The sequence below is a fragment of the Mesorhizobium sp. 131-2-1 genome, from assembly GCF_016756535.1.
In the GTDB taxonomy this organism is placed as follows: domain Bacteria; phylum Pseudomonadota; class Alphaproteobacteria; order Rhizobiales; family Rhizobiaceae; genus Mesorhizobium.
The window spans coordinates 1,685,840-1,710,217 of the sequence record NZ_AP023247.1 but is presented as its reverse complement, the minus strand read 5'-3'; the positions used below and the strand labels follow the sequence as shown (position 1 = coordinate 1,710,217).

The window sequence follows — 24,378 nt, the reverse complement described above, 5'->3', positions numbered from 1 at the left end:
TTTGCCGGGATGATTGACGGGCCTTTCGCGCCGCGTCAACCGCCTCGCCGAATTGTGTCGGTCAGATTCAGGACAGGGCCGAGTCGAGAAGGGTCCGTTGGGAGGCCAGGTGACGCCTTGCCGATTGAACATACGGCGTTAGGTTGGACATATGGCAGTCAAACGGATGGACAATGTTGGAATCGTCGTCGAGGACCTCGAAGAGACGATTGCCTTCTTTCGCGAGCTCGGCCTCGAGCTCGAAGGGCGGGCGACGATCGAAGGCGAATGGTCCGGACGTGTCACCGGACTGGGCGATCAGCGCGTTGAGATTGCCATGATGCGCACGCCGGACGGTCATAGCCGGCTCGAACTCTCCCGCTTCCTCACGCCGCCTGTCGTCGCGGATCATCGTAACGCCCCGGTGAACGCGCTAGGCTACCTCCGCGTCATGTTTACCGTGGACGACATCGACGAGACGCTTGAAAGGCTCCGCAAGCGCGGCGCGCAGCTTGTCGGCGAAGTCGTCCGTTACCAAGACGTGTATCGGCTCTGCTACATCCGCGGGCCTGAAGGGCATCTCATCGGACTCGCGCAGGAACTCGGCTGAAACGCAGAAAATTGCCGTTCGCAGGCCGGCTGAGTATCACTCGGCGCGGATGTCGATCGGTGCCTCTATCTTCACCATCTCGAAGTCCGAGACGAGGATGTCGAGCCGTGCCGTCCAGCGGCCCGGAACCGGGATGACCAGATTGTCTATGCGCCAGGTTCCATCGCCGGGCTTTGTCGCCGGACGCTTGATTGGTTCGATGCCGGAGTCGGGCTTCGACAGCACCAGCGTCACTTGCTTGGCGTCGAGCGGGCCGAAGTCGCCGGTCATGATCACCATCGAGGCGGCGACTGGCCCGGCATGGCCTGGCGTGATGCTTAGATCGGCCATGGCCTGCAGCGTGTGGATGTGGATCGACACCGGCTGCGCGGCAGCGATCGCCAGCGCGCGCGGCGGCGGCGTGAAGCGCCAGCCCGCGGCGACCGCGAAAATGGCGACCACGATCAGCACTTCAGCGCCGATCGAACGGACCAGGCGCCGCTGCACCTCGGTGGCGCCGGCTTCGGCCGGAGCCGTCAGCGTCCAGCGGTTGATGGTCGCGAGCGTGAAGAGAAAGAGGAGCAGCACCAGCTTGACCAGCAGGAGCCTGCCATAGGCGGTGCCAACCAGCGCGGCGGGCGTCTGTACCTGGATGACGGCAAGCACGATGCCGGCCATGGCGAGCACGACGACGACCGGCAGGATCGCGCGCGAAAACCGGTGCAGGAAAGCCCCGGCATCCGCCGACTGCCGCCTCACCGAAAGCCCGAGCGGCACCAGCGCACCGGCCCAGAAGGCGATGCCCGCGCCGTGCAGGAACACCATCGGCCGCGTCAGCCATTGCGGCTCGGCGGCGCTGGCATGCCCGCTGGCGGCGAGCGCGGCGCCGACACCAGCCAGCCCGGCAAGGGCGAGCGGCTTGCGGCCGCCGGGCGGCCCGGCCAGCGACAGCACGCCGAGGCCGAGCGCAATCAGCGCGATCAGGACGGTCCAGCCGAAGCTGGTGCCGAACGCGGTTTGCCAGATCACCGGCTGCGCCAGCCGGGCAAGCGGCGCGCCGAGCGCATCCAGCCCCTGCAGACCGAGCGAGAACGGCGCGGCAGCCAGGCCGCACAGGATTGCGGCGGCGACGAAGCGCTGGCCGCAGCGCCCGCCCTTGGCCAGCCAGGCGAGTGCGAAGGCACCGCCGACGCCGAGAAACAGCCCGACATAGAGCAGGATCTTGCCGATCCAGATGGCGGCGCGCAGGTTCCCGTCCACCACCTCGGCGACCACCGGCGGCGTGCTCGGTGCGCCGATGGAAAACAGCACCGAGCCGCCGACCGGATGGCCGTCTTCCGAAATCACCCGCCAGCTCAGCACATGCGTGCCGGGTTTCAGCGCCTCGGGATTGTCAATGTCTACCGTCTGGCCGTCGAGGCGGAAGGCGGTCAGCGCAACCGACGTGCCATCCGGCCTCACCAGGTTGAGCACCAGCGGCGATACCGGCTCGCTGAAGGTCAGCGCGAATTTTGCCGGGCTTTGCGCCAGCACCGCGCCGTCAGCGGGATAGGCGTTGATCAGCGCCGCATGCGCGAAGGCCCGGCCCGGCAGACCGAGTGCCCCGAGCAGAACGAGCGCTGCCAGCAGGCCAATGGCAAGCCTGCCGGCCCGCTTGCCGAGCAATGAGGTTCTTGGGGAGGATCCAGCGCTCATGCCACCATCGCGAAGCAGGCGGCGCGCGCCTTGGATCGGTGCGCGCCGCCAGGAAATCATTTCTTCGGCAACAGCTTGATGCCGGGCGCCGGATTCTCCAGCGCATCCTCGTCTTGCCCGGCTGCCGGAATCTCGATCCAGCGCGCGGCGGCGCCGTCGCATTCCTGCACCACCGGGAAGTAGAGCATCTGCCCGGCAGGCAGGTCCGCCGCCAGGGAAGCGCGGAAGACGAACTCGTCATAGAACTCGTCCGGCAGATTTCCGCCGCTCCAGTCGACTTCCTTAACGCCGGTAGTCAGCGTCTCGCCCCAGAGCTGGTAGGACTTCTCGTACCTGCCCTTCTTGGTCTGCAGCGTCCAGCCGGGTTTTGGCATCGGCTTCACCGAAATCACCCCTTCCGGGATCTGCACACGCACGGCCGTCGTCGCCTTGCCGTCGCAGCCATGCGGCACGCGCAGGACCGCCTTGTAGGTCGAACCGACGGGCGATTCCTGGGTCTCAAGCGTGACATGGGCAAAGGCGGCACTGGTCCCCAAGGCAAGGGCCACGCAAGCCGGCAAGGCATGTCTGAGCATCGTCATTCCCCCCGGCTCAGTCGGCATGGTCCGTCTCCATGCCGCCGGTTTCTCCCATGCCTTCGACGGCGAACTCGACGGCGACGCTGCCAGCCTTCTCGAAGGTCAGCGTCGCCGGGAACTTCTCGCCCTGCTTGGGCTGCCGCTTCAGCCCGAAGAACATCAGATGATAGGCGCCGGGCTTGAGCTCGACCTTGCCGCCGGCCGGAATCTCGAGGCCGCCGCTGACCGGCCGCATGGTCATGACGCCGTCCTTGACGCCCATCGCATGCAGTTCGGCCTTCTCGGAAATGTCGGAGGCAATCGACAGCAGCCGGTCCGGCGAACTGCCTTTGTTGATGATGGTGAAATAGCCGCCGGCCACCTTGGCGCTGGCGGGCGTCGCGCGCGACCAGGGATGCACGATTTCGAGATCGCCGGCCTTGAATTCATGTGCGAAGGTGGCGGGAGCGCCTGCGAACAACATGGCGAGGGTGGAAAGAACGATGCCGACGCGCTGCCAGCGCGGGGCTCGGTTCCTGCGGCCGGGCGCGCTGGCCTGCGTTGCGGAAAAAGAAGACATGGTTGCTCCATGATACGATGATCGCACCGCCGCGGCGTCGCGGACGGTTCGAGTGTTGGATGAATGCGCCCGCGAAAGGTTCCGCGAGGCGAGCCGGGGGCGGATCAGGCCGCCGCCGGCGGCGCGCGCGGGTTCGATGGAGAGCGGTCGCGGGCGAAATCGATATGGGTGAAAGCCGGCGGCGCGAACACCACGGCCTCGAGGGCGAGGCTACGGGTCGGTGCGGCTGCGTCGGGCGGCGCGTGAGCCGCTGAAACCATGCTGCAGCCGAGCACGCAGCAGGCAGGCATGTGCTGCTGATGCGGATCGCCACCGGGAAGCTGAGCAGCGCCCTCATGGGTGCAGATGACATTGCCGAATGCGTCGAGCTGGGCGGCATCCGGCCCTGCGGCAAAGGCGCCAAGTGCCGACTGGAGCAAAAGCATCAAGGCCGCGGCGAACGCGATCCTCATGCTCCATCGTCTCCGCCGGATGTCCAAGGCCTGCCTCTCCACGCAGCAACGGCAGATACCTAGCACGCTGCCAACGGGGCGAAAATCGCCAAATCAGGGCTGCGGCAACGCGGCGCGACTGGCGCACCCGCACGAGGGTCGAGGCTCCCCGGATGATTCCGTTCAGGCGTGCTGCGGCTGCCGGCCCTCGGGAATCGAGGTCAACAGCGTCTGGCGCGCCGACTTCAGGTGCTTGCGGCAGGCGGCATCGACCTTGCCGAGATCGCGCGACTTCAGCGCCGCGATATAGGCCAGATGCTCCTGGACGGCGACCTCGTTGCGCTCGCGCTCCTGCGCCTTGTTCCACTGGTAGTGGTAGTGGAAGATCATGGCGATGACGTCGTAGAAATCGACGATGAAGCGGTTGCGCGAGGCACGGTGGATCAGCCGGTGGAAGCGCTCGTCCAGCTCGGAAAACGCGGTGAAGCGCGTGGCGATCTCTTGCGCCAGCTGGCGGTGCTCGTCCTCCAGTCTGTCGAGGTCGGCCCAGACCGGGCTGTCCTCCGGCAATGCGGCGAAGGCGGCCGCCGAGCGTAGCTCGAACATTTCGCGGATTTCGGTCAGCTCCAGCGCGAAAGCACGGGTAAAGCCTTTCAGCACCCAGTGGCTGTTGCGCCGTTTCTCGATCAGGCCGAAGCGGGAGAAGCGGATCAGGAACTCACGCACGCTGGTGGTGCCGACGCCGATCTCGCGCGCCAGTTCCAACTCGTTGATCTGCATGCCGGCCTCGGCGCCGCCGGCAAGCAGCCGGCGCATGAAGGAGCGCTCGATGATCTCGGCCAGCGTGTCGGTCTCCTCATCGGGGAAGAAGTCGTCCGGCCGCGGCGCGCGCAGCACCGTCTTGCTGCGCTTGTTCCAGGTGATCAGCCCGGTTTCCGCCATGCGCGCAAGGATGCTGCGCACCGTGGTGCGGCTGACGCCGAGCAGAGTGCCCAGCTCCGGCTCCGACGGCAGGCTCTGCGTCTCGTCGAGCAGCCTGAGGCAGCGGTTGTAGGCATCCTTGTAGACGTTGTTGCTTTTCGACATCCCCGCCCCGTTGCGCGCCGGGCTTGCAGTGGCCGGCCTCAAGCGCGATATGTTCCTAACGTATGCTTCCGGAAAGCGGAATCGCTTTTGGGACGCCGGCCGGACTGGCCCTTGCGCCTCTCACAAACGGCGCTCTCGCGAAAAAAAACATTTGACGCAAAAATGTTTTTTCACGATAAAAGACATTATCCATTAACTGACGCGTGTCAATCCGCCCGCGCCCCCAGGAACATCCCAGGAAACCGCCCGTGAACGCCGCAAACAGCATCCTCCTGTCTCCCGCCGACAACGTCGCGGTCGCCAATGGCCGCATCGAGATCGGCACGGCGCTGCCGGGCGGTGCCACTGCGATGACGGTGATCGAGCCCGGCCACAAGGTCGCGATCAAGCCGATCGCGGCCGGCGAGGCGGTGGTGAAATATGCCCAGGCGATCGGCCGCGCTACGCAGGACATTGCGCCGGGCGAGCATGTCCATTCGCACAATCTGGTCTTCGAGAGCGGCCGCCTGCCGGTGGTGCCGCCAAGTGAGGCCGAGCACGCGACCGAGGCTGACCGTGCCCGCACCTTCATGGGCTACCGCCGCGCCGATGGCCGCGCCGGCACCCGCAACTTCATCGGCATCATCGCCAGCGTCAACTGCTCGGCCACCGTCTGCCACGCCATCGCCGACGAGGCCAACCGCACGCTTCTGCCGAAATACCCGGGCATCGACGGCTTCGTGCCGATCGTGCATGGCCAGGGCTGCGGCATGAGCGGCACTGGCGACGGCATGATGGTCCTGCACCGCACGCTCGCCGGCTATGCCCGGCATCCGAATTTCGGCGGCGTGATGATGGTCGGGCTGGGCTGCGAGGTCAATCAATTGACCCTCTACGGCCAGAAGGGTGTCGCCGCGGGAAAACGCCATTTCAACATCCAGGATGCCGGCGGCTCGCGCAAATCGGTCGAGAAGGCGATGGGCGTGCTCGCCGAGATCGCCGAGGAGGTCGGCCATCTCAAGCGTGAGCCGATCCCGGTCAGCGAGATCGTCGTCGGCCTGCAGTGCGGCGGCTCCGACGGCATGTCCGGCATCACCGCCAATCCGGCGCTGGGCGCGGCAGTCGACATCCTCGCCGGCGTCGGCGGCATCGGCATCCTCTCGGAGACGACGGAGATCTACGGCGCCGAGCATCTCTTGGCCTACCGCGCGGCAAGCCCCGAGATCGCGGCCAAGCTCGACGGCTTTGTGAAGTGGTGGGAGGAGCATGTCGCCAAGCACGGCGCCTCGATCGACAACAACCCCTCGCCCGGCAACAAGCGCGGCGGCCTGACCACCATCCTGGAAAAGTCGCTGGGCGCGGTCGCCAAGGGCGGCCAGACGCCGCTCAACGGTGTCTTCGGCTATGCCGAAAAGGTCACCGGCCACGGTCTGGTGTTCATGGACACGCCCGGCTACGACCCGGTCTCCGCCACCGGCCAGGTTGCGGGCGGCGCCAACGTCATCGTCTTCACCACCGGTCGCGGTTCCTGCTTCGGCTGCCGGCCGACGCCGTCGATCAAGGTCGCCACCAACTCGACCATGTACCATCAGATGGAAGAGGACATGGATGTCAATTGCGGCGTCATCGCTTCCGGCGAGAAGACCATTGCCGGCATGGGTCGGGAGATCTTCGAGCTGATCGTCGAGACGGCTTCCGGCCGCAAGACCAAGAGCGAGGCCTTCGGCTACGGCGACAACGAGTTCGTGCCCTGGCACCTCGGCGCGACGCTATAAATACCAATCAGACATTGGCCGGCTAACGGATAGCCGGCACGGGAGGCTTTGCATGAACAAACGCCGGATCGGCACCACTGCGCTCGAAGTTACCGAAATCAGCTTCGGCGGCGCCGCGATCGGCGGGCTCTACCGGGCCTGCCCGCGCGAGCCGGCGATGGAAACGCTGCAGACGGCCTGGGATGGCGGCCTGCGCTATTTCGACACCGCGCCCTTCTACGGCTTTGGCCTGTCGGAGCGGCGGACCGGCGATTTCCTGCGTGAGAAGCCGCGCTCGTCCTATGTGCTGTCGACCAAGGTCGGGCGCCTGTTCCGTCCCGTGCCGGAAGACCAGGTGCCGGATCATTCCTATGTCGATCCGCTGCCCTTCGCGCTCGACTACGACTATTCCTATGACGGCATCATGCGCTCGGTCGAGTTCAGCTATGCGCGCCTTGGCCTGAACAGGATAGACATCCTGTTTGTCCACGACATCGGCGTCTACACGCATGGCGTCGAGAAGACGAAGCTGCATTTCCGCCAGTTCATGGACGGCGGGCTGAGAGCGCTGGAGGAGTTGAAGTCGTCCGGCACGATTTCCGCCTACGGCCTTGGCGTCAACGAGGTGCCGATCTGCCTCGATGTGCTGAGCCGCGCGCCGCTCGACTGCATCCTGCTTGCCAGCCGCTATTCGCTGCTCGACCGCAGCGCCGAGGCCGAGTTGCTTCCGCTGTGCCGGCAACGGCAGACGTCTCTGATCATCGGCGGCGTCTTCAATTCCGGCATTTTGGCGACCGGTCCCGTGCATGGCGCGCATTTCGACTACCAGCCGGCGAGCAAGGATATCCTCGACCGCGTCGGCGCGATGGAGCGGATCGCCGCCCAAGGCGGCTATCCTCTGGCCGCCGCCGCCTTCCAGTTTCCATTGCATGAGCCGGTCGTGGCTTCCGTGCTGACCGGCACGGCCAAGCCTGCCAATCTGACGCGCAATCTGGAACTGCTCGACATCGAGGTGCCGCCGGCGGAATTCGCCAAATACCATCCTTACACGGTGGTCCAGGCGCTCGGCTGAGGAGCAATGCTCACCGGCGCGGGTGACTTGCATGCGTTGTGAAGCTTCACGATCTTGAGAGAATGAATATTCCATATTGACATGCAGATGGAATTAATATTCCATATCGGTCAGGGAGGATCGGAAGCGTTCGGATAAGGGTCAGGCGGAGCAGGTTTCTTACGCCCGCCTCATGGCGACGGGCGAAACAGCGCTTGCGTCGACCGAGCCGATGCACTATCAAAAAACGGCAAATGTTTTTTATTGATAAAGTTCTGTTTGGGCAGCGCCTATCCGAACGGAGCTTCCGTAACCTTCACCAGGCGATCTAGGGAGGAACCCTCATGAAATTCGTGACCAGCATTCTCAACCGCCGCGCCTTCGTCGCGCTCGCCGCCGCATCGATGCTCGCAGGCGCCATGCATTCGGCGCCGGCCTCGGCGGCGGACGTGACCATCCCGATCATCGTCAAGGACACCACCTCGTTCTACTGGCAGATCGTGCTCGCCGGCGCCCGCAAGGCCGGCAAGGACCTCGGCGTGAACGTGCCGGAGCTCGGCGCCCAGGCCGAGACCGACGTCAACGGCCAGATCTCGATCCTCGAGAACGCCGTCGCCGGCAATCCGGCCGCCGTCGTCATCGCGCCGACCGAAGCCAAGGCGCTCGGCAAGCCGATCGACGAGGCCGCGACCAAGGTCAAGGTCATCGGCATCGATTCCGGCGCCGACTCCAAGGCCTTCACCTCGTTCCTCACCACCGACAACGTCCAGGGTGGCCGCGTCGCCGCTGACGGACTTGCCGCGGCCATCGGCGCTGCCAATGGCGGCAAGGTCGAGGGCAAGGTTGCGCTGATCACCGCGTTGCCGGGCGCCGGCTCGCTCGAGCAGCGCGCCCAGGGCTTCAAGGAACAGCTCAAGGCCAAATATCCCGGCCTCGAACTGATCGCCGACAAGTATGCCGACGGTCAGGCCACCACCGGCCTCAACATCGCCACCGACCTGATCACCGCCAATCCGGACCTGAAAGGCATCTTCGCCTCCAACCTGATCATGGCGCAGGGCGTCGGCCAGGCGATCGCCGAGAACAACCTGGCCGGCAAGGTCGGGCTGATCGGCTTCGACAGTGACGAGAAGCTGATCAAGTTCCTCAATGACGGCGTCATCTCGGGCCTCGTCGTGCAGGATCCGTACCGGATGGGTTATGACGGCATCAAGACCGCGCTTGCCGCCTCGAAGGGCGAGAAGGTCGAGGCCAATGTCGACACCGGCGCCAATCTCGTCACCAAGGCCAACATGAAAGAGCCGAAGATCGACGCGCTGCTCAATCCGAAGCTCGACTAAGCATCGCGATAGGCGCACAGTTTCCGGGGCCTCGCTGCCCCGGAAACACCAGCGCATCTGGAAATCCGCAGGCTTGAACTACCCTTGACGGTACGGCCCCGCCGCATCGTTGCATGCCAATCGTAGGGCCAATCTGGGAGGATTGTCATGACGTCGACGGCGCAGGACCTGCACCCGGCTCCCACGCTGGAGCCCGGCAGGACGATCCTCGAACTCAGGGGGCTGGAGAAGCGCTATCCCGGCACGCACGCGCTGAAGCCCGTCAACCTCGCCTTCAAATCCGGCGAGATCCACGCCATCGTCGGCGAGAACGGCGCCGGCAAATCCACCCTCATCAAGCTTCTCACCGGCGTCATGCCGCGCACCTCCGGCGACGTCATCTGGGAGGGCAAGCCGGAAGCGCTGGCGACCCCGCACGAGGCGATGGCGCTCGGCATCAATGCCGTGCACCAGGAGGTCGTGCTCTGCCGTCACCTCACCGTCGCCGCCAATATGTTCCTCGGCGAGGAGAATTCGCGCTTCGGCATCCTGCAGCAGCGGGCCATGGTCAAGGATGCGCAGAAGATCATCGACGGCCTCGGCTTCGACCTGCCGGCGCACGTCATGCTCGGCGATCTCACGATCGGCCAGCAGCAGTTGATCGCCGCTGCCCGCGCCACGGTGCGCGGCACCAAGTTCCTGATCTTCGACGAGCCGACCGCCTACCTGACCCGCAAGGAGGCCGATCAGTTGTTCACGCTGATCCGCCGGCTGAAGGGCGAAGGCGTCACCATCATCTACATCAGCCATCGCATGGAAGAGGTGTTCGAGCTCGCCGACCGCGTCTCGGTGCTGCGCGACGGCACGTTGGTCGGCACCCGCAACATCGCGGAGACCAACGACGCCGAACTGGTCAAGATGATGATCAACCGCTCGATCGAGCAGATCTACCACAAGGAGCATTTCACGCCAGGCGCCACAATCGTCGAGGCGCGGAACCTCTCCGGGAAAGGCTTCGAGAATGTCTCGATGGCCGTCCGCGCCGGCGAGATCGTCGGCCTCTACGGCCTGATCGGCGCCGGCCGCAGCGAGTTCGTCACCACCCTCTACGGCCGCCACAAGAAGTCGGCCGGGCAGATCCTGTGGGAAGGCAAGGAGGTGCAGGTCAACTCCGAGCATGACGCGATCCGGCTCGGCATGGCGCTGGCGCCGGAAAGCCGCCGCGACCAGGGCCTCTGCCTCAATCTGCCGGTTGGTCTCAACCTCAACCTGCCGATCTACAAGCGCATCTCGAACAATCTGCTGATCTCGAACGCGCAGGAGAAGGCCGAGGCCGACCGCCAGATCGCCGGCCTCAGGATCAAGACACCGACACGCAACGCGCTCGCCTCCAGCCTGTCCGGCGGCAACCAGCAGAAGATCGTCATTGGCAAATGGCTGGCGCACGGCGCCAAGCTGTTCATCTTCGACGAGCCGACGGTCGGCGTCGATGTCGGCACCAAGGCCGAGATCTACCGCCTGTTCTCGACGCTGCTATCCAACGGCGCCGGCATCATCCTGATCTCCTCCTATCTGCCCGAGGTCTATGAGCTCGCCGACACGCTGCATGTGTTCCGGCGCGGCAAGCTGGTCGCCACGCATGGATTCCGCACCGCGGATCATGAGGACATTCTCTCTCAGGCGCTCGCCGAGAAACAAGAAAAACAGGGAGGACAGAAATGAGCACCGAGGCGATCGCGGCTGAAAAGCCGAAGCGCAACTACAACGCCCTGTTCGGGCTGACGCTGCTGGCGCTGCTGGTTCTGTTGTGGGTCATCCTGTCGGTGACGACGCAGAGCTTTGCCTCGGCCAACAACATCTCCAACCTGCTGCGTCAGGGTTCGATGATCGCCATCCTGGCGGTCGGGCAGACCTTCGTTATCATCACCGGCGGCATCGACCTTTCGGTCGGCGCCGTGGTCGGTTTCGCCACCGTCATCACGGCGATGCTGATCAATGCCGGCGTGCCGGTCTTCGCCGCGATCCTGATCACCTTGCTGGTCGGCGTCGCCATCGGCCTGTTTCACGGTTTCGGCATCGTCAGGATGGGCCTGCCGCCCTTCATCATCACGCTGGCGACGCTGACCTCGCTGCGCGGCATCGGCCTGCTGATGACCAACGGCAATTCGATCTCGATCAACAACGATGCCTTCCAGGAATTCTCGCGCAATTCCTTCGTCGGCATCCCCAATCTGTTCTGGATGGTGATCCTGGTCGGCATCCCGGCCTACATCTTCCTGCACCACAGCCGCTGGGGCCGTTACCTGTTCTCGGTCGGCTCCAACGCCGAGGCCTCGCGCCTGTCGGGCGTCAATGTCCAGCGCACCATCTACATGGCCTATACGCTGTCCGGCCTGTGCGCCGCTTTCGTCGGCGTGCTGCTCGCCTCGCGCATCGGCATCGGCAATCCGACCCAGGCCGAGGGCTGGGAACTGCAGGCGATCGCCTCTTCGGTGATCGGCGGCACCTCGCTGTTCGGCGCGGTCGGCTCCGTGCACGGGCCGTTGCTCGGCGCCTTCATCCTCGCCACCATCAACAACGGCGCCAACCTTTTGAACGTCAACGCCTTCTGGCAGCGCATCATCACCGGCGTGCTGATCATCGTCATCGTCTATTTCGACGGGCTGCGCCGCCGCGGCAAGTAGGCTGACCTCGACCGCCGGCCCTCGCGACAGCTCGAGTGCCGGCGGCCCCATCAACAGACTGGATTGAAGCATGAAAGCAGTCGTCTGCCGCTCGCCCGGCGATCTTGTCCTCGAGGACCGCCCGGCGCCGGGGGCGCCGCCTGCCGGCTGGGCGCGGGTGGCCGTCAGCCATGTCGGCATCTGCGGCACCGACTACCACATCTTCGAAGGCAAGCACCCGTTCCTCGCCTATCCGCGCATCATGGGCCACGAGGTCTCCGGCACGGTTGTCGAGACCGGCGAAGGTGTCGCGCTGAGCGTCGGCGAGGCGGTCATTATCAATCCCTATCTCGCATGCGGCAAATGCATCGCCTGCCGCAAAGGCAAGCCGAATTGCTGCGTCAGGATCGAAGTGCTCGGCGTCCATCGCGACGGCGCCATGTGCGAGGAGATCCTGGTGCCGGCGCAAAATCTCTATCCGGCGAACGGCCTGTCGCTGGCCGATGCCGCCGCGGTCGAGTTCCTGGCCATCGGCGCGCATGCGGTGCGCCGCGTGCAGGCTGAGCCTGGCGCCAGGGCGTTGGTCATCGGCGCCGGCCCGATCGGGCTCGGCACCGCGCTGTTTGCCCGCATCGCCGGCCTCGATGTCAGCCTGCTCGACATGAGCAGTGAGCGCCTGCGCTTTGCCGAAAGCGAGCTCGGCTTTGCATCGCTCGACGGCTCGCGGCAAGCGGCGGCCGACCTGGTGCGCGAAGCGACCGGCGGCGAAGGTTTCGACGTGGTCTTCGATGCCACCGGCAACACGCAGTCGGTGCAGTCGGCCTTCGCCCACGTCGCGCATGGCGGCAGCCTCGTCCTGGTCAGCGTCGTCAAGGACGACATCACCTTCTCCGACCCTGAATTCCACAAGCGCGAGATGACGTTGATCGGCAGCCGCAACGCGCTCAGCGCCGACTTCGATCATGTCGCGGCCTCGATCCGCGGCGGCGCGGTGCCGATGGCCAAGCTCGTCACCCACCGCACCACCCTTGCCGGCACCCCCCGCGATCTCGCAAGATGGGCGCATGAGAAATCCGGCCTGATCAAGGCCGTCATCGAAGTCGGGTAGGACCATGCTGAAGATTGACGCGCACCAGCATTACTGGGAGATCGCGCGCGGCGACTATTCCTGGATGGGACCGCATGTCGCGCCGATCGTGCGCGACGTCTTCCCGGCCGACCTCAAGCCGCATCTGCAGGCCGCCGGCATCGCCCGCACTGTTGTCGTGCAGGCAGCAGCCACCGTCGCCGAAACCGAATTCATGCTCGACCTCGCCGACGAGGACGACAGCATCGCGGCGGTGGTCGGCTGGGTCGATCTCGACGCCAACGATGTCGAAGCGACGTTGCGACGGCTGGCGGCGCGGCCAAAATTCCGCGGCATCAGGCCGATGCTGCAGGACATCGACGACACATTCGACATCCTGAAGCCAAAGCAGCTCGCGGCGCTGAAGCTTCTGCCGAAACTCGGCCTGCGTTTCGACGCGCTGGCGCAGCCGCGCCACCTGCCGGTGGTGGCGGCATTGGCCGACCACATGCCGGACTTGCCCATCGTTGTCGACCACGCGGCAAAACCCTTCATCGCCAAGGGCATCCTCGAACCTTGGGCGAGCGACATGGCGGCCCTGGCGAAGCGGCCGTCGGTCGTCTGCAAATTCTCCGGGCTCGTCACCGAGGCCGGCCCGAACTGGTCGATCGCCGGCTTGAAGCCCTACGCCGACCACCTTCTCGCCTGCTTCGGGCCGGACCGGCTGATGTTCGGCAGCGACTGGCCGGTGTGCGAGCTGGCGGCCACCTACGAGAATTGGCTGGCCGCGGCGAAGGAGATTCTGGCAGGCCTTTCGCCGGCGGAACAGGACGCTGTCTTCGGCGGCACCGCCGCGCGGTTTTACGGCATCAGTTAGTCGTTGGCCGACAATTTGAGCTCGACCCGCTCCGCCGGAAACCGCGACTCCGAAAACTGGATCGGCTGACCGTCGAGCGTGACGTTGACCGCCACCGTGACCAGCACGATGGCGCCGGGCTGCAGGTCGAGATCGACAAGATCGGCGGCATCGGCATGGCGCGCCGACAGCACCGTCGACTGCCTGAGATAATCGTTGATGCCGAAGCGCTTGAGCGAGGCAGTGATCGATCCGGTCTCCGCCATGGCGGCGTCGATGCCGGCGAAGCGTTTGGCGTCGAACCAGGCGGTGGCGCGTGACACCGGATGGCCATCGGCTTCGCCGCGCGTCTCCAGGCGGAGCACGCCCGATCCCCTGGCAAGCTTCAAGGCGTCGGCGATGCGCCGGCTGGCGGGCTCGACGGATGAGGCGAGCAAGGCAATATGCCGTTCGCTCGTCTGCCCTTGCAGGCCGGTCGAGAAGCGCGTGCGGGCGCCGATCGGGTAGGAGAGCCGCTTGCGCGACAAGACGAAGGTGCCGCGGCCCTGCTCGGCCCTGAGCACGCCTTCCTGCACCAGCGCCGCAATGGCGCTGCGCACCGTATGCCGGTTGACGCCGTAGCGTTCGGCGAGCGCCATTTCCGGCGGCAGCGCCGCGTTCTCTGCGAAGTCGCCGGCGGCGATCCCTTGCAAAATCTGATCGGCGATCTGCCGCCACAACGAAACGCCGCTGCGCCGCTCGATGCTGGCCACCTGCTGCCCACTCATTTCCGCCCCCGGCTCTCCCACCCGCCCCAGACTTTTCGCAGGTGTCATCCACCCGTCATGGACTCGCGCTAGCTAATGCGTATAATTTGTATAGTTGTCTATATCAATAGACAAATTTACCCAATCGAGGGAGTGCTGCCATGCGAGGACAGGAAGCGCGCGAGCAGGCCGGGCGCAAGGCGGCGATGGCGACGCTGGTGCAGTCCAGCGGCGACGATCTCGCCCGGCTCTGGAGCGAGGCCGGCCTGCCATTGGAAGCCGAGCTGCTGCGCGGCCCCGAAACCGGCCTGGTGACGGTGCGCGGCCGCATCGGCGGCGGCGGCGCGCCCTTCAATGTCGGCGAGGCGACGGTGACCCGCGCCACGGTGCGGCTGCCCTCCGGCCAGGTCGGCCATTGCTATGCGCTCGGCCGCGACAGGCAGAAGGCGAAGCTGGCCGCGATCGCCGACGCGCTCTGGCAGGACCCGGCCCATCGCGAGGCGGTCGAGACCAGAGTGATCGCGCCGCTGCGGGAGGCGCTCGCCGGGGCACGCGAGAAACGCCGCGCCGAGACGGCGGCGACGAAAGTGGATTTCTTCACCATGGTGCGCGGAGAGGACTGATGGAGACGCAATCGATCGAAGGCGGCTTCGCCGATCCGGTGTTCAATGCCCAGACGGTGTTTCGCGCCATCATGGACGCGATGGCGCGGCCTGGCAGCGTGCAGCCCTTGCCAGCCCTTGCCCGTCCGCCGGCGCCGCTGTCGGCGACGTCAGGCGCGGTGGCGCTGGCGCTCTGCGACAACGACACCCCGCTCTGGCTCGATCCGGCCTTGCAGGCCGAGCCATCGGTCAAGTCCTGGCTCGGCTTCCATACTGGCGCGCCGCTAGCCAACACGCCGGCCGACGCGCATTTCGCGATTGTAGCCAGGCCGGCGGAGATGATGGCGCTGGACGGCTTTTCGCAAGGCACGCAGGAGTATCCCGATCGCTCGACGACGTTGATCCTCGCGGTCGGCGATCTGGTCTCGGGCGTGCCTCTGCTGCTCGAAGGGCCCGGCATCGAGAAGATGGCGATGGTCGCGCCGGCTGCGATGCCGCGCCACTTCATCGAGCAATGGAAGCAGAACAACCAGCGTTTTCCGCGCGGCGTCGACATCATCCTGGCCGCGCCAGATAGCCTCGCCTGCCTGCCGCGCACCACCCGCATCAAGACGATGGAGGCCTGACATGTATGTCGCGGTGAAGGGCGGCGAGGCCGCGATTGCCAACGCGCACCGCCTGCTTGCCGATCGCCGGCGCGGCGACCGCTCTGTGCCGGCATTGCGCCTCGACCAGATCGTCGAGCAGCTGGCGCTCGGCGTCGACCGGGTGATGAGCGAGGGATCGCTCCACGACCGCGAGCTGGCGGCGCTCGCCATCGTCCAGGCGCGCGGCGACATGATCGAGGCGATCTTCCTCATCCGCGCCTATCGCACCACGCTGCCCCGCTTCGGCTACACGAGGGCCATCGACACCGCCACGATGCTGGTCGAGCGGCGGGTGTCGGCGACCTATAAGGACCTGCCCGGCGGCCAGTTGCTCGGCCCGACCTTCGACTACACGCATCGGCTGCTCGACCCCGAACTTGCCGCCGGCGGCGACGTCGCCGACCCCGCCCAGCGCAGCACCGAAGCCGAACCCATGCCGCGCGTCTCGGCGATCCTCGCCCGCGAAGGCCTGATCGAGGCTGACGGCGACATGCCCGGCGACCACGTCCCCGGCGACATCACTCGCGAGCCGCTGCAGTTCCCGATGGCGCGCGACATCCGCTTGCAGGCGCTGTCGCGCGGCGACGAAGGTTTTCTGCTGGCGCTCGGCTATTCCACCCAGCGCGGCTACGCCCGCAACCATCCCTTTGTCGGCGAGGTCCGCATCGGTGAGGTCGAGCTGGAGCTCGACGTGCCGGAATTGCCCTTCGCGGTGCCGCTTGGCTCTATCCGTGTCACCGAATGCCAGATGGTCAACCAGTTCAAGGGTTCGGCCAAGGCGCCGCCGCAATTCACCCGTGGCTACGGCCTCGTCTTCGGCCAGAGCGAACGCAAGGCGATGGCGATGGCGCTCTGCGACCGTGCCTTGCGGGCAAGCGAGTTCGGCGAGGACGTCGTCGCCGCCGCGCAGGACGAGGAGTTCGTTATCTCGCATTCCGACAATGTCCAGGCCACCGGCTTCGTCGAGCATCTGAAGCTGCCGCACTATGTCGACTTCCAGGCCGAGCTCGACCTGGTGCGCCGCATGCGCGCAGAGCACGACGCCCGCGAAAATCACCGCACGGGCGAGGAGAAGCGGGAGGCCGCCGAATGATCGAGGGCCTGTCCCACATGACCTTCGTCGTGCGCGATCTCGACCGCATGAGCGAGATCCTGACCGGCATCTTCGACGCGCGCGAGGTCTATGACAGCGGTGCCCGGCAATTCTCACTGTCGCGCGAAAAATTCTTCCTGATCGGCGACATCTGGATCGCCATCATGGAGGGCGAACCGCTGCCCGAGCGCAGCTACAACCACATCGCTTTCAAGATCGACGAGGCCGATTTCGACCGCTACGCCGACCGCGTCAGGAAGTTCGGCCTCGAAATGCGCCCGCCGCGCCCGCGCGTCAAGGGCGAAGGCCGCTCGATTTATTTCTACGACGACGACAACCGCATGTTCGAGTTGCACACCGGCACGCTCGCTGAGCGGCTGGCGCGCTACGCCAAGGAACTGGAGGCCGCGCAGTGAGCTCAGCTATCTCCGCCACCGTGACCCGCGTGCCCACTGCTATCGTGGGAATGTCCACTTTGGCCCTCGGAGCCACCGCCGCCGTACCAACTTTCGGAATTGTGGGAACCGTCCCTTGGCGCCGGAAAAATCGTGCTCCGAAGGAAGAATACGATGGCGCCGGCGAACGCCAGCAACACGATCCCGAGGTGCAACCATCCGGCAGAATTCATTTCGATCTGGTCCGGTTTCCACGCCTTGCAAGTCAATTCGGTAGCACGAAGCGGATGTGATCGCCATGACCGACATCGCCACCTACAATTTCGCCTATCTCGACGAACAGACCAAGCGGATGATCCGCCGCGCGATCCTCAAGGGCATCGCCATTCCCGGCTATCAGGTGCCCTTCGCCTCACGCGAGATGCCGATGCCCTATGGCTGGGGCACCGGCGGCGTCCAGGTTACGGCTTCGATCATCGGCCCGGATGATGTGCTGAAAGTGATCGACCAGGGCGCCGACGACACCACCAATGCCGTCTCGATCCGTGCCTTCTTCAAAAAGGTCGCCAACGTCGCCGTCACCACTGAGACGGCCAAAGCCTCGATCATCCAGACCCGCCACCGCATCCCCGAGCATCCACTGACCGCGGGCCAGGTGCTGGTCTACCAGGTGCCGATCCCCGAGCCGCTGCGCTTCCTCGAGCCGCGCGAGACCGAAACGCGGAAAATGCATGCGCTGGAGGAATACGGCCTCATGCATGTCAAGCTCTACGAAGACATCGCCAGGCATGGCCGCATCGCCACCACCTACGCCTATCCAGTCAAGGTCGAGGGGCGCTATGTGATGGATCCGTCGCCGACGCCGAAATTCGACAATCCGAAAATGCATCGTTCGCCGGCTCTGCAATTGTTCGGCGCCGGCCGCGAGAAGCGCATCTACGCCGTGCCGCCCTTCACCGATGTCGTCAGCCTCGATTTCGAGGACCATCCCTTCGAGGTGCAGACCTTCGACCAGCCCTGCGCGCTATGCGCCGCCGAGAACGTCTATCTCGACGAGGTCATCCTCGACGACCATGGCGGCCACATGTTCGTCTGCTCCGACACCGACCACTGCGAGAAGCGGCGCGCCGAAGGCCATCGCGGCCACCTTGCCCCGGAAACCATGGAGCCGGCCGAATGACCGACGAACCGCTGCTGCGCGTCTCGGCGCTGTCCAAATTCTACGGCTCGCGCGTCGGCTGCGAGAATGTCAGCTTCGACCTCTGGCCGGGCGAGGTGCTGGCGGTTGTCGGCGAATCCGGCTCCGGCAAGACGACGCTGCTCAACTGCCTGTCGACCCGGCTGCTGCCCTCTTCAGGTACCGCCAGCTACCGCATGCGCGACGGCCAGTTCCGCGAGCTCTACCGCATGAGCGAGGCTGAGCGCCGCTTCCTGATGCGCACCGACTGGGGCTTTGTGCATCAGAACCCGGCGGATGGGCTGCGCATGACGGTGTCGGCCGGCGCCAATGTCGGCGAGCGGCTGATGGCGGTGGGCGACCGCCACTACGGCAAGATCCGCGCCACCGCCGTCGACTGGCTGTCGCGGGTCGAGATCGACAAGGACCGCATCGACGATGAACCGCGCGCCTTTTCCGGCGGCATGCGCCAGCGCCTGCAGATCGCCCGCAACCTCGTCACCGGGCCACGGCTGGTGTTCATGGACGAGCCGACCGGCGGCCTCGACGTCTCGGTGCAGGCGCGCCTTCTCGACCTGCTGCGCGGGCTGGTCACCGATCTTGGCCTGGCGGCCATCGTCGTCACCCACGACCTCGCCGTGGCGCGGCTTCTGTCGCAGCGGATGATGGTGATGAAGGACGGCCGCGTTGTCGAAAGTGGCCTCACCGACCGCGTGCTCGACGATCCGCGCGCGCCCTACACCCAGTTGCTTGTTTCTTCGATCTTGCAGGTGTGATGATGACGCCAAGTCACCCCCCTTTGGCCTGCCGGCCATCTCCCTCTCAAGGGGGGAGATTGGCTGTCACTCCCGATTTCGCCACTCTCCAACGTTGCAGAAAAGGCGAGGCGGTGAGGCTGCCAATCTCCCCCCTTGAGAGGGAGATGCCTGGCAAGGCAGAGGGGGGTGTTGGCCCGCAAACGACTGACGATTGGAGGACCTTCTGATGCCGACGCCTCTCGTTGTCTCCGACGTCGCCAAAAGCTTCTCCATGCATCTGCGCGACGGCATCCGGCTGCCGGTGGTCGCCGGTGTGTCGTTCTCGATCCGCGCCGGCGAATGCGCCGTGCTCGGCGGTCCGTCCGGCGCCGGCAAGAGCTCGATCCTGAAAATGCTCTACGGCAACTATGCCGTCGACGAAGGCCAGATCATCGTCCAGCACGATAACGGCCTGATCGACCTCGCCAGTGCCAGCCCGCGCACCGTGCTTGCCGTACGCCGGCAAACGATCGGCTATGTCAGCCAATTCCTCCGCACCGTGCCGCGCGTCTCGGCGCTCGACGTCGTTGCCGAGCCGCTGGTCGAGCGCGGCGAGGACAGGGAGGCTGCACGCGACAAGGCGCGCGCTCTTCTTGCACAGCTCAACCTCCCCGAAAAACTCTGGGCGTTGCCGCCAGCGACCTTCTCCGGTGGCGAGCAGCAGCGCGTCAACATCGCGCGCGGCTTCATCACCGAACATCCGATCCTGCTGCTCGACGAACCGACCGCCTCGCTCGACGCCAGGAACCGCGACGTGGTGGTGGCGCTGATCGCCGCCAAGAAGGCGGCGGGCGTCGCCCTGCTCGGCATCTTCCACGACCAGGACGTGCGCGAAGCGGTCGCCGACCGCATCATCGACGTCACCGCTTTCGCCACCGGAAAGATCGCCGCATGAAAAGGAAACTTTCGGAAACGCCGCTGGTTCATCCGACGGCGCAGGTCGAGAACTCGACGCTTGGCCGCTGGACCGAGATCGCCGACCGCAGCAGGGTCTCGGAAAGTGAGCTCGGCGACTACTCCTACATGATGCAGGACTGCGCCGTCTGGTGCACAACCATTCGAAAGTTTTCCAACATCGCGGCCAGCGTGCGCATCAACGCCACCAACCATCCGACATGGCGGCCGACGATGCACCACTTCACCTACCGCGCCTCCGACTATTGGGACGACGCTGAGCATGAAAGCGAGTTCTTCGCAGAGCGACGCGCCAAACGCGTCACCATCGGCCATGACACCTGGCTCGGCCACGGCTCGACCATCCTGCCCGGCGTCACGGTGGGCGACGGCGCCGCGGTCGGCGCCGGTGCTGTGGTGTCGAAGGATGTAGCGCCCTACACGATTGTCGGCGGCGTGCCGGCGAAACCGCTCCGCGAGCGTTTCGACCGCCGTACCGCCGAGCGCTACCAGGCACTCGCCTGGTGGGACTGGGACCATGCGAGACTGCGCGCCGCGCTCGATGATTTCCGCGAGCTCTCGGCTGAGGCGTTTCTGGAGAAACACGGCTGACCTCACCGATGTTCACGTGTGCGTCATTGCCAAAGCCGGACGCCGGAGTTTCATATCGCTGACACATGACTCGGACAGGTCGCAGTCTTCCCCAAGGAGACCGCCATGCTCGACAAACCAAGATCCTCGCTCACCGCCTTCTTCGAAGGCACCAATCCGACGCCTCCGGTGCATCTCGGCACCCGCTACGACACATCGGGCAATTTCCTCCTCGAACCCGGCAACACCGTCGTCAGCCACCTCGTCAACGGCTCGCCTTCCGAAGCGGCGGTCATCGAGGTGCGCGAGCGCATGCGCGCCATGCCCGACGCCGGCCGGTTGGCTTTCACGCCAATCTCCAGCCTGCACATGACGTTGTTCCAGGGCATCATCGAGTATCGCCGCCGGCTGCCTTACTGGCCATCCGATGTAGCGCTCGACATGAGCATCGACGACATGACCCGGCTCTATCTCGAGCGCCTGCAGAACTTCGAGGGCAGCGGCACGTTCAGGATAAAAGCCATCGGCGTTACACCCAACGGCCTCACCGTCGCCGGCGCCTCGGAGGAAGACAGGGCCATCATGCGCGCCTGGCGTGACGCGCTGTCGGTGCCGTTCGGCTACCGCCACCCCGACCACGACGCCTACGTCTTCCATATCACTTTCGCCTACCAGACCCGCCGCCTCGCCGACGAGCGCGCCTCCGCCTGGCAGGCGCTGTTCGACGATTGCCTAGCCTTCCTCGAGCGCGAGGCACCGGTCATCGAACTCCGGCCGCCGGCCTTCTGCGCATTCCGCGACATGAAGCATTTCGAGGAGCTTCTGGTCCTCGGTTGATGACTGCTGCAGCGCAGCTGTGGGCGGTAACAAAACTGACATCAATCCGACACGGCAGGTTCATGGCGTTGCGCTAGCCAAGGTTAACAGACCTTCAAAGCGCGACTGGACTGGAGCCTTGCCCATGTCAGCAACATCCGCCACGCTCGAAATCCGCGGTGTCACCCGACGATTCGGCAAGAACACCGCCGTCAGCGCCGTCGACCTTTCGATCCCGCAGGGCCAGATGGTCGGCATCATCGGCCGTTCCGGCGCCGGCAAATCGACGCTCCTGCGCATGATCAACCGTCTCATCGACCCCAGCCAGGGGTCGATTTTTTTTGACGGCGCCGAGGTGTCCAGCCTGCAGGGTTCGCCGCTCCGGCGCTGGCAGCGCGACTGCGCCATGATCTTCCAGCAGTTCAACCTGGTGCCGCGCCTCGACGTGCTGACCAACGTGCTGCTCGGCCGCCTCAACCACCGCTCGACGCTGTCCAACCTGTTCGGCATGTTCTCGCGCACCGAGTGCGCCGAGGCTGTTGCGGCTCTGGAACGCCTCGACATCGCCCGCACCGCGCTGCAGCCGGCCGGCACGCTGTCCGGCGGCCAGCAGCAGCGCGTGGCGATCGCGCGCGCCATGATGCAGCAGCCGAAGGTGCTGCTCGCCGACGAGCCGATCGCCTCGCTCGACCCGCTCAACGCCAAGGTTGTGATGGACTCCCTGCAGGACATCAACCTGCGCGAAGGCATCACCGTCGTCACCAATCTGCACACGCTGGACACGGCGCGGGCCTATTGCAACCGCATCATCGGCATGGCCGCCGGCAAGGTCGTGTTCGATGGCGCGCCCGAGGATCTCGACCGTGACGCCGTGCGCCTGGTCTATGGCGCGGACGCGAACGGCGCCGAAATCTCCGAGGCCATCACGTCGACCAGCGTCAACCTCAAGCCGAAGATCACCGCATCCGCCGGACCGCTCGAGCCCGCATTCCCCGGCTACTGAGCCGCACCTGGATCGACTGCCCGCGTCAAGGGCACCCTTCAAAACCAAGAACGCTGCCGGCGCGGGGCCGGACCATACAGGAGAGACATCAATGTTCAGGAAGATGGTTTTCAGCGCCGTTTCGGTGCTCGCCATGGCAACCAGCATGGCCCACGCGGCCGACATGAAGGAATTCCGCGTCGGCATCCTTGGCGGCGAGAACGAGACCGACCGGCTGCGCAACTACCAGTGCCTCGCCGACCATTTGAAGGCAGAATTCGGTTTCGAGAAGGTGTCGCTGTTCCCGGCCGCCGACTATGACGGCGTCATCCAGGGCCTGCTCGGCGGCACTCTCGACTTCGCCGAGCTTGGCGCTTCCGGCTATGCCAGCGTCTATATCAAGGACCCTAAGGCGGTCACCCCGATCCTCACCACCCAGCAGACCGACGGCGCCACCGGCTACTATTCGATCGGCCTGGCGCTGAAGTCCTCCGGCATCACCGACATCAAGTCCGCCAAGGGCAAGAAGCTCGGCTACGCCGATCCGGATTCGACCTCCGGCTACCTGATCCCGCTGACCCAGATCCCGAAGGACACCGGCCAGTCGAACGAGGCCTTCTTCGCCTCGACCCAGTTCAATGGCGGCCATGAGAACAACATCCTCGCCGTCCGCGACGGCAAGGTCGACGTTGCGGTGGACGACTCCTCGGGCATCGGCGACTTCAAGAACGGCTACACTTCCGGCACCTTCCACAAGGAAGTCGCCAAGGGCGCCGTCGACCCTAACGACTTCGTCGAGGTCTGGCGCTCCGGCCTGATCCCGAACGGCCCGCTGGTCGTGCGCACCGCGCTCGGCGACGACATGACCGCCAAGCTCACCGCCTTCTTCACCGCCCTGCCGGCCAAGGACAAGCCCTGCTTCGAGGGCGTCGAAGGCGGCGACTTCACCGGCTATGTTCCGGTCAAGCCGGACTTCTACAACGTCATCGTGGAAGCCCGCAAAGCGGCGATCGGCGGCTGACGGCATCAGGAAAAAGGGGCGGCGTCCTCCAGCGCCGCCCTTTTTGCATCTACGATCATGACCTCAGCGACTCTCCACACCAATGCGACCCGCGTCACGGCCGACGCCTGGCGGCGCCAGACGTCCGTGCGCCGGCTTTACACCGCCCTCGGCGTCGGCCTTTTGTTCGTAGCCATGTGCGCGACCATGTGGTTCGCCGACGAGGCCAATGCCGGGCATTTCTTCGACCGGCTGCCGCATTTGCTGGATTTCCTGAGCTGGCTGATCCCCAAGGACTGGAACGACGTCTGGCGGGCGCTGTTCGACGTCGCCTCGCCGCATGACACCGGCACGCAGGAATTCAACTTCCCGCTCGGCCGCGTCTATGTCCGGGGCGGCTTCTACGTCCCCGAATATTTCGAGCTGATGCTGACCACGGTGAACGTGGCGCTGGTCTCGACCTTCATCGGCTTCGTCTTCGCCGTGCCCTTCTCCTTCATCTCCGCGCGCAATCTGACGCCGAGCCCGGCGCTGAGGCTCATCGTCAAGCGCTTCATGGAATTGCTGCGCGCCTTCCCCGAGATCGTCATTGCCGGCCTGTTCGCGGCCATCGTCTCGATCGGTCCGGTCGCCGCCATCATCGCCATCGGCCTGCATTCGATCGGCGCGCTCGGCAAGCTGTTCTACGAGATCAACGAGAACATCGACATGCGCGCCGAGGAAGGCTTGCGGGCAGTCGGCGCCAACTGGTTCGAGCGCGTCCGCTTCGCCGCCCTGCCGCAGGTGCTGCCCAATTTCATGTCCTATACATTGCTCAGGATCGAGATCAACGTGCGCATCTCGACCATCATGGGCGCGGTCGGCGGCGGCGGCATCGGCGAGGAACTGAAGCTCTCCATCTCGCGCGGCTTCGGCGCCAAGACGCTGGCGCTGGTGCTGCTGCTGTTCACCACCATCTTTCTCGTCGACCAATTCTCCGCCTGGCTGCGCCGCAAGCTCGTCGGCGAGCAAGCCTTCCTGATGAGTGCCTGAT

Annotated in this window: 26 protein-coding genes; 20 read left to right on the top strand and 6 right to left on the bottom strand. The window is 65.4% G+C overall.

Annotation, left to right across the window (positions count from 1 at the left end; all coding sequences use genetic code 11):
- Positions 1-151 precede the first annotated feature (151 nt).
- Positions 152-589 (top strand): VOC family protein, encoded by a 438-nt coding sequence (locus JG743_RS08400; protein ID WP_202299342.1) that lies wholly within the window; start codon positions 152-154, stop codon positions 587-589.
- 36 nt (positions 590-625) lie between these two features.
- Here the strand turns inward: JG743_RS08400 and JG743_RS08395 are convergent, their stop codons facing one another.
- The 5 genes from JG743_RS08395 to JG743_RS08375 form a co-directional block, all read right to left on the bottom strand.
- Positions 626-2,263, bottom strand: coding sequence for a copper resistance CopC/CopD family protein (locus JG743_RS08395; protein WP_202299340.1), 1,638 nt, complete (start codon positions 2,261-2,263; stop codon positions 626-628).
- Positions 2,264-2,319: 56 nt separating this feature from the next.
- Complete coding sequence (locus tag JG743_RS08390) at positions 2,320-2,838, bottom strand: YcnI family copper-binding membrane protein (protein ID WP_244673180.1); 519 nt, start codon at positions 2,836-2,838, stop codon at positions 2,320-2,322.
- Positions 2,839-2,854: 16 nt separating this feature from the next.
- Positions 2,855-3,400 (bottom strand): copper chaperone PCu(A)C, encoded by a 546-nt coding sequence (locus JG743_RS08385; protein ID WP_202299336.1) that lies wholly within the window; start codon positions 3,398-3,400, stop codon positions 2,855-2,857.
- 104 nt (positions 3,401-3,504) lie between these two features.
- Entirely contained in the window at positions 3,505-3,852 is a 348-nt protein-coding gene (locus tag JG743_RS08380) for a DUF2946 family protein (protein WP_202299334.1), read from the bottom strand.
- Positions 3,853-4,014: 162 nt separating this feature from the next.
- Positions 4,015-4,917, bottom strand: a complete 903-nt coding sequence (locus JG743_RS08375) for a GntR family transcriptional regulator (RefSeq protein WP_202299332.1) — start codon at positions 4,915-4,917, stop codon at positions 4,015-4,017.
- A gap of 248 nt (positions 4,918-5,165) precedes the next feature.
- On the opposite strand from JG743_RS08375, the gene JG743_RS08370 reads away from it, so the two are divergent.
- The 7 genes from JG743_RS08370 to JG743_RS08340 all read left to right on the top strand — a co-directional run bounded on the left by JG743_RS08370 (position 5,166) and on the right by JG743_RS08340 (position 13,626).
- On the top strand, positions 5,166-6,671 hold the full coding sequence (locus JG743_RS08370; RefSeq protein ID WP_202299331.1) for a UxaA family hydrolase: 1,506 nt from the start codon (positions 5,166-5,168) through the stop codon (positions 6,669-6,671).
- 52 nt (positions 6,672-6,723) lie between these two features.
- The gene (locus JG743_RS08365; protein ID WP_202299329.1) at positions 6,724-7,722 is read left to right on the top strand and encodes an aldo/keto reductase; all 999 of its coding nucleotides are present in this window, start codon (positions 6,724-6,726) and stop codon (positions 7,720-7,722) included.
- 323 nt (positions 7,723-8,045) lie between these two features.
- The gene (locus JG743_RS08360; protein WP_202299327.1) at positions 8,046-9,041 is read left to right on the top strand and encodes an ABC transporter substrate-binding protein; all 996 of its coding nucleotides are present in this window, start codon (positions 8,046-8,048) and stop codon (positions 9,039-9,041) included.
- A gap of 147 nt (positions 9,042-9,188) precedes the next feature.
- Positions 9,189-10,742 carry a sugar ABC transporter ATP-binding protein gene (locus tag JG743_RS08355; protein WP_202299325.1) on the top strand — a complete coding sequence of 518 codons (1,554 nt, stop codon included), beginning with the start codon at positions 9,189-9,191 and terminating at the stop codon, positions 10,740-10,742.
- Entirely contained in the window at positions 10,739-11,704 is a 966-nt protein-coding gene (locus JG743_RS08350) for an ABC transporter permease (protein ID WP_202299324.1), read from the top strand. Before JG743_RS08355 ends, JG743_RS08350 begins: the two co-directional genes overlap by 4 nt.
- 70 nt (positions 11,705-11,774) lie before the next feature.
- Positions 11,775-12,791 carry a zinc-binding alcohol dehydrogenase family protein gene (locus tag JG743_RS08345; protein ID WP_202299322.1) on the top strand — a complete coding sequence of 339 codons (1,017 nt, stop codon included), beginning with the start codon at positions 11,775-11,777 and terminating at the stop codon, positions 12,789-12,791.
- Positions 12,792-12,795: 4 nt separating this feature from the next.
- Positions 12,796-13,626 (top strand): amidohydrolase family protein, encoded by an 831-nt coding sequence (locus tag JG743_RS08340; protein ID WP_202299320.1) that lies wholly within the window; start codon positions 12,796-12,798, stop codon positions 13,624-13,626.
- Here the strand turns inward: JG743_RS08340 and phnF are convergent.
- A complete protein-coding gene (phnF, locus tag JG743_RS08335; RefSeq protein WP_202299319.1) occupies positions 13,623-14,372 on the bottom strand; it encodes a phosphonate metabolism transcriptional regulator PhnF in 750 nt (249 codons plus the stop codon). The two genes, JG743_RS08340 and phnF, sit on opposite strands and share 4 nt — an antisense overlap.
- A 140-nt stretch (positions 14,373-14,512) precedes the next feature.
- Between phnF and phnG the strand changes: the two genes are divergently transcribed.
- The 12 genes from phnG (at position 14,513) to phnE (ending at position 24,377) form a co-directional block, all read left to right on the top strand.
- Entirely contained in the window at positions 14,513-14,974 is a 462-nt protein-coding gene (phnG, locus tag JG743_RS08330) for a phosphonate C-P lyase system protein PhnG (RefSeq protein WP_202299317.1), read from the top strand.
- A complete protein-coding gene (gene phnH, locus JG743_RS08325; protein ID WP_202299315.1) occupies positions 14,974-15,579 on the top strand; it encodes a phosphonate C-P lyase system protein PhnH in 606 nt (201 codons plus the stop codon). Before phnG ends, phnH begins: the two co-directional genes overlap by 1 nt.
- A gap of 1 nt (position 15,580) precedes the next feature.
- Positions 15,581-16,693, top strand: coding sequence for a carbon-phosphorus lyase complex subunit PhnI (locus JG743_RS08320; RefSeq protein WP_202299313.1), 1,113 nt, complete (start codon positions 15,581-15,583; stop codon positions 16,691-16,693).
- Positions 16,690-17,109, top strand: coding sequence for a FosX/FosE/FosI family fosfomycin resistance hydrolase (fosX, locus tag JG743_RS08315; RefSeq protein WP_210388520.1), 420 nt, complete (start codon positions 16,690-16,692; stop codon positions 17,107-17,109). Before JG743_RS08320 ends, fosX begins: the two co-directional genes overlap by 4 nt.
- 277 nt (positions 17,110-17,386) lie before the next feature.
- Positions 17,387-18,268, top strand: a complete 882-nt coding sequence (locus JG743_RS08310) for an alpha-D-ribose 1-methylphosphonate 5-phosphate C-P-lyase PhnJ (protein ID WP_202299312.1) — start codon at positions 17,387-17,389, stop codon at positions 18,266-18,268.
- On the top strand, positions 18,265-19,041 hold the full coding sequence (phnK, locus tag JG743_RS08305; RefSeq protein ID WP_202299310.1) for a phosphonate C-P lyase system protein PhnK: 777 nt from the start codon (positions 18,265-18,267) through the stop codon (positions 19,039-19,041). The genes JG743_RS08310 and phnK overlap by 4 nt, the downstream gene beginning before the upstream one ends.
- 208 nt (positions 19,042-19,249) lie before the next feature.
- On the top strand, positions 19,250-19,957 hold the full coding sequence (phnL, locus tag JG743_RS08300) for a phosphonate C-P lyase system protein PhnL (protein WP_202299308.1): 708 nt from the start codon (positions 19,250-19,252) through the stop codon (positions 19,955-19,957).
- A complete protein-coding gene (locus tag JG743_RS08295) occupies positions 19,954-20,568 on the top strand; it encodes a DapH/DapD/GlmU-related protein (protein ID WP_202299307.1) in 615 nt (204 codons plus the stop codon). The genes phnL and JG743_RS08295 overlap by 4 nt, the downstream gene beginning before the upstream one ends.
- A 105-nt stretch (positions 20,569-20,673) precedes the next feature.
- Complete coding sequence (locus JG743_RS08290; protein WP_202299305.1) at positions 20,674-21,384, top strand: DUF1868 domain-containing protein; 711 nt, start codon at positions 20,674-20,676, stop codon at positions 21,382-21,384.
- 124 nt (positions 21,385-21,508) lie between these two features.
- Positions 21,509-22,366: a phosphonate ABC transporter ATP-binding protein gene (phnC, locus tag JG743_RS08285; RefSeq protein ID WP_202299303.1), complete on the top strand. Its 858-nt coding sequence runs from the start codon at positions 21,509-21,511 to the stop codon at positions 22,364-22,366.
- 91 nt (positions 22,367-22,457) lie between these two features.
- Positions 22,458-23,366, top strand: coding sequence for a phosphonate ABC transporter substrate-binding protein (phnD, locus tag JG743_RS08280; RefSeq protein ID WP_202299301.1), 909 nt, complete (start codon positions 22,458-22,460; stop codon positions 23,364-23,366).
- Positions 23,367-23,423: 57 nt separating this feature from the next.
- Complete coding sequence (phnE, locus tag JG743_RS08275) at positions 23,424-24,377, top strand: phosphonate ABC transporter, permease protein PhnE (RefSeq protein WP_202299293.1); 954 nt, start codon at positions 23,424-23,426, stop codon at positions 24,375-24,377.
- Position 24,378: the final 1 nt, after the last annotated feature.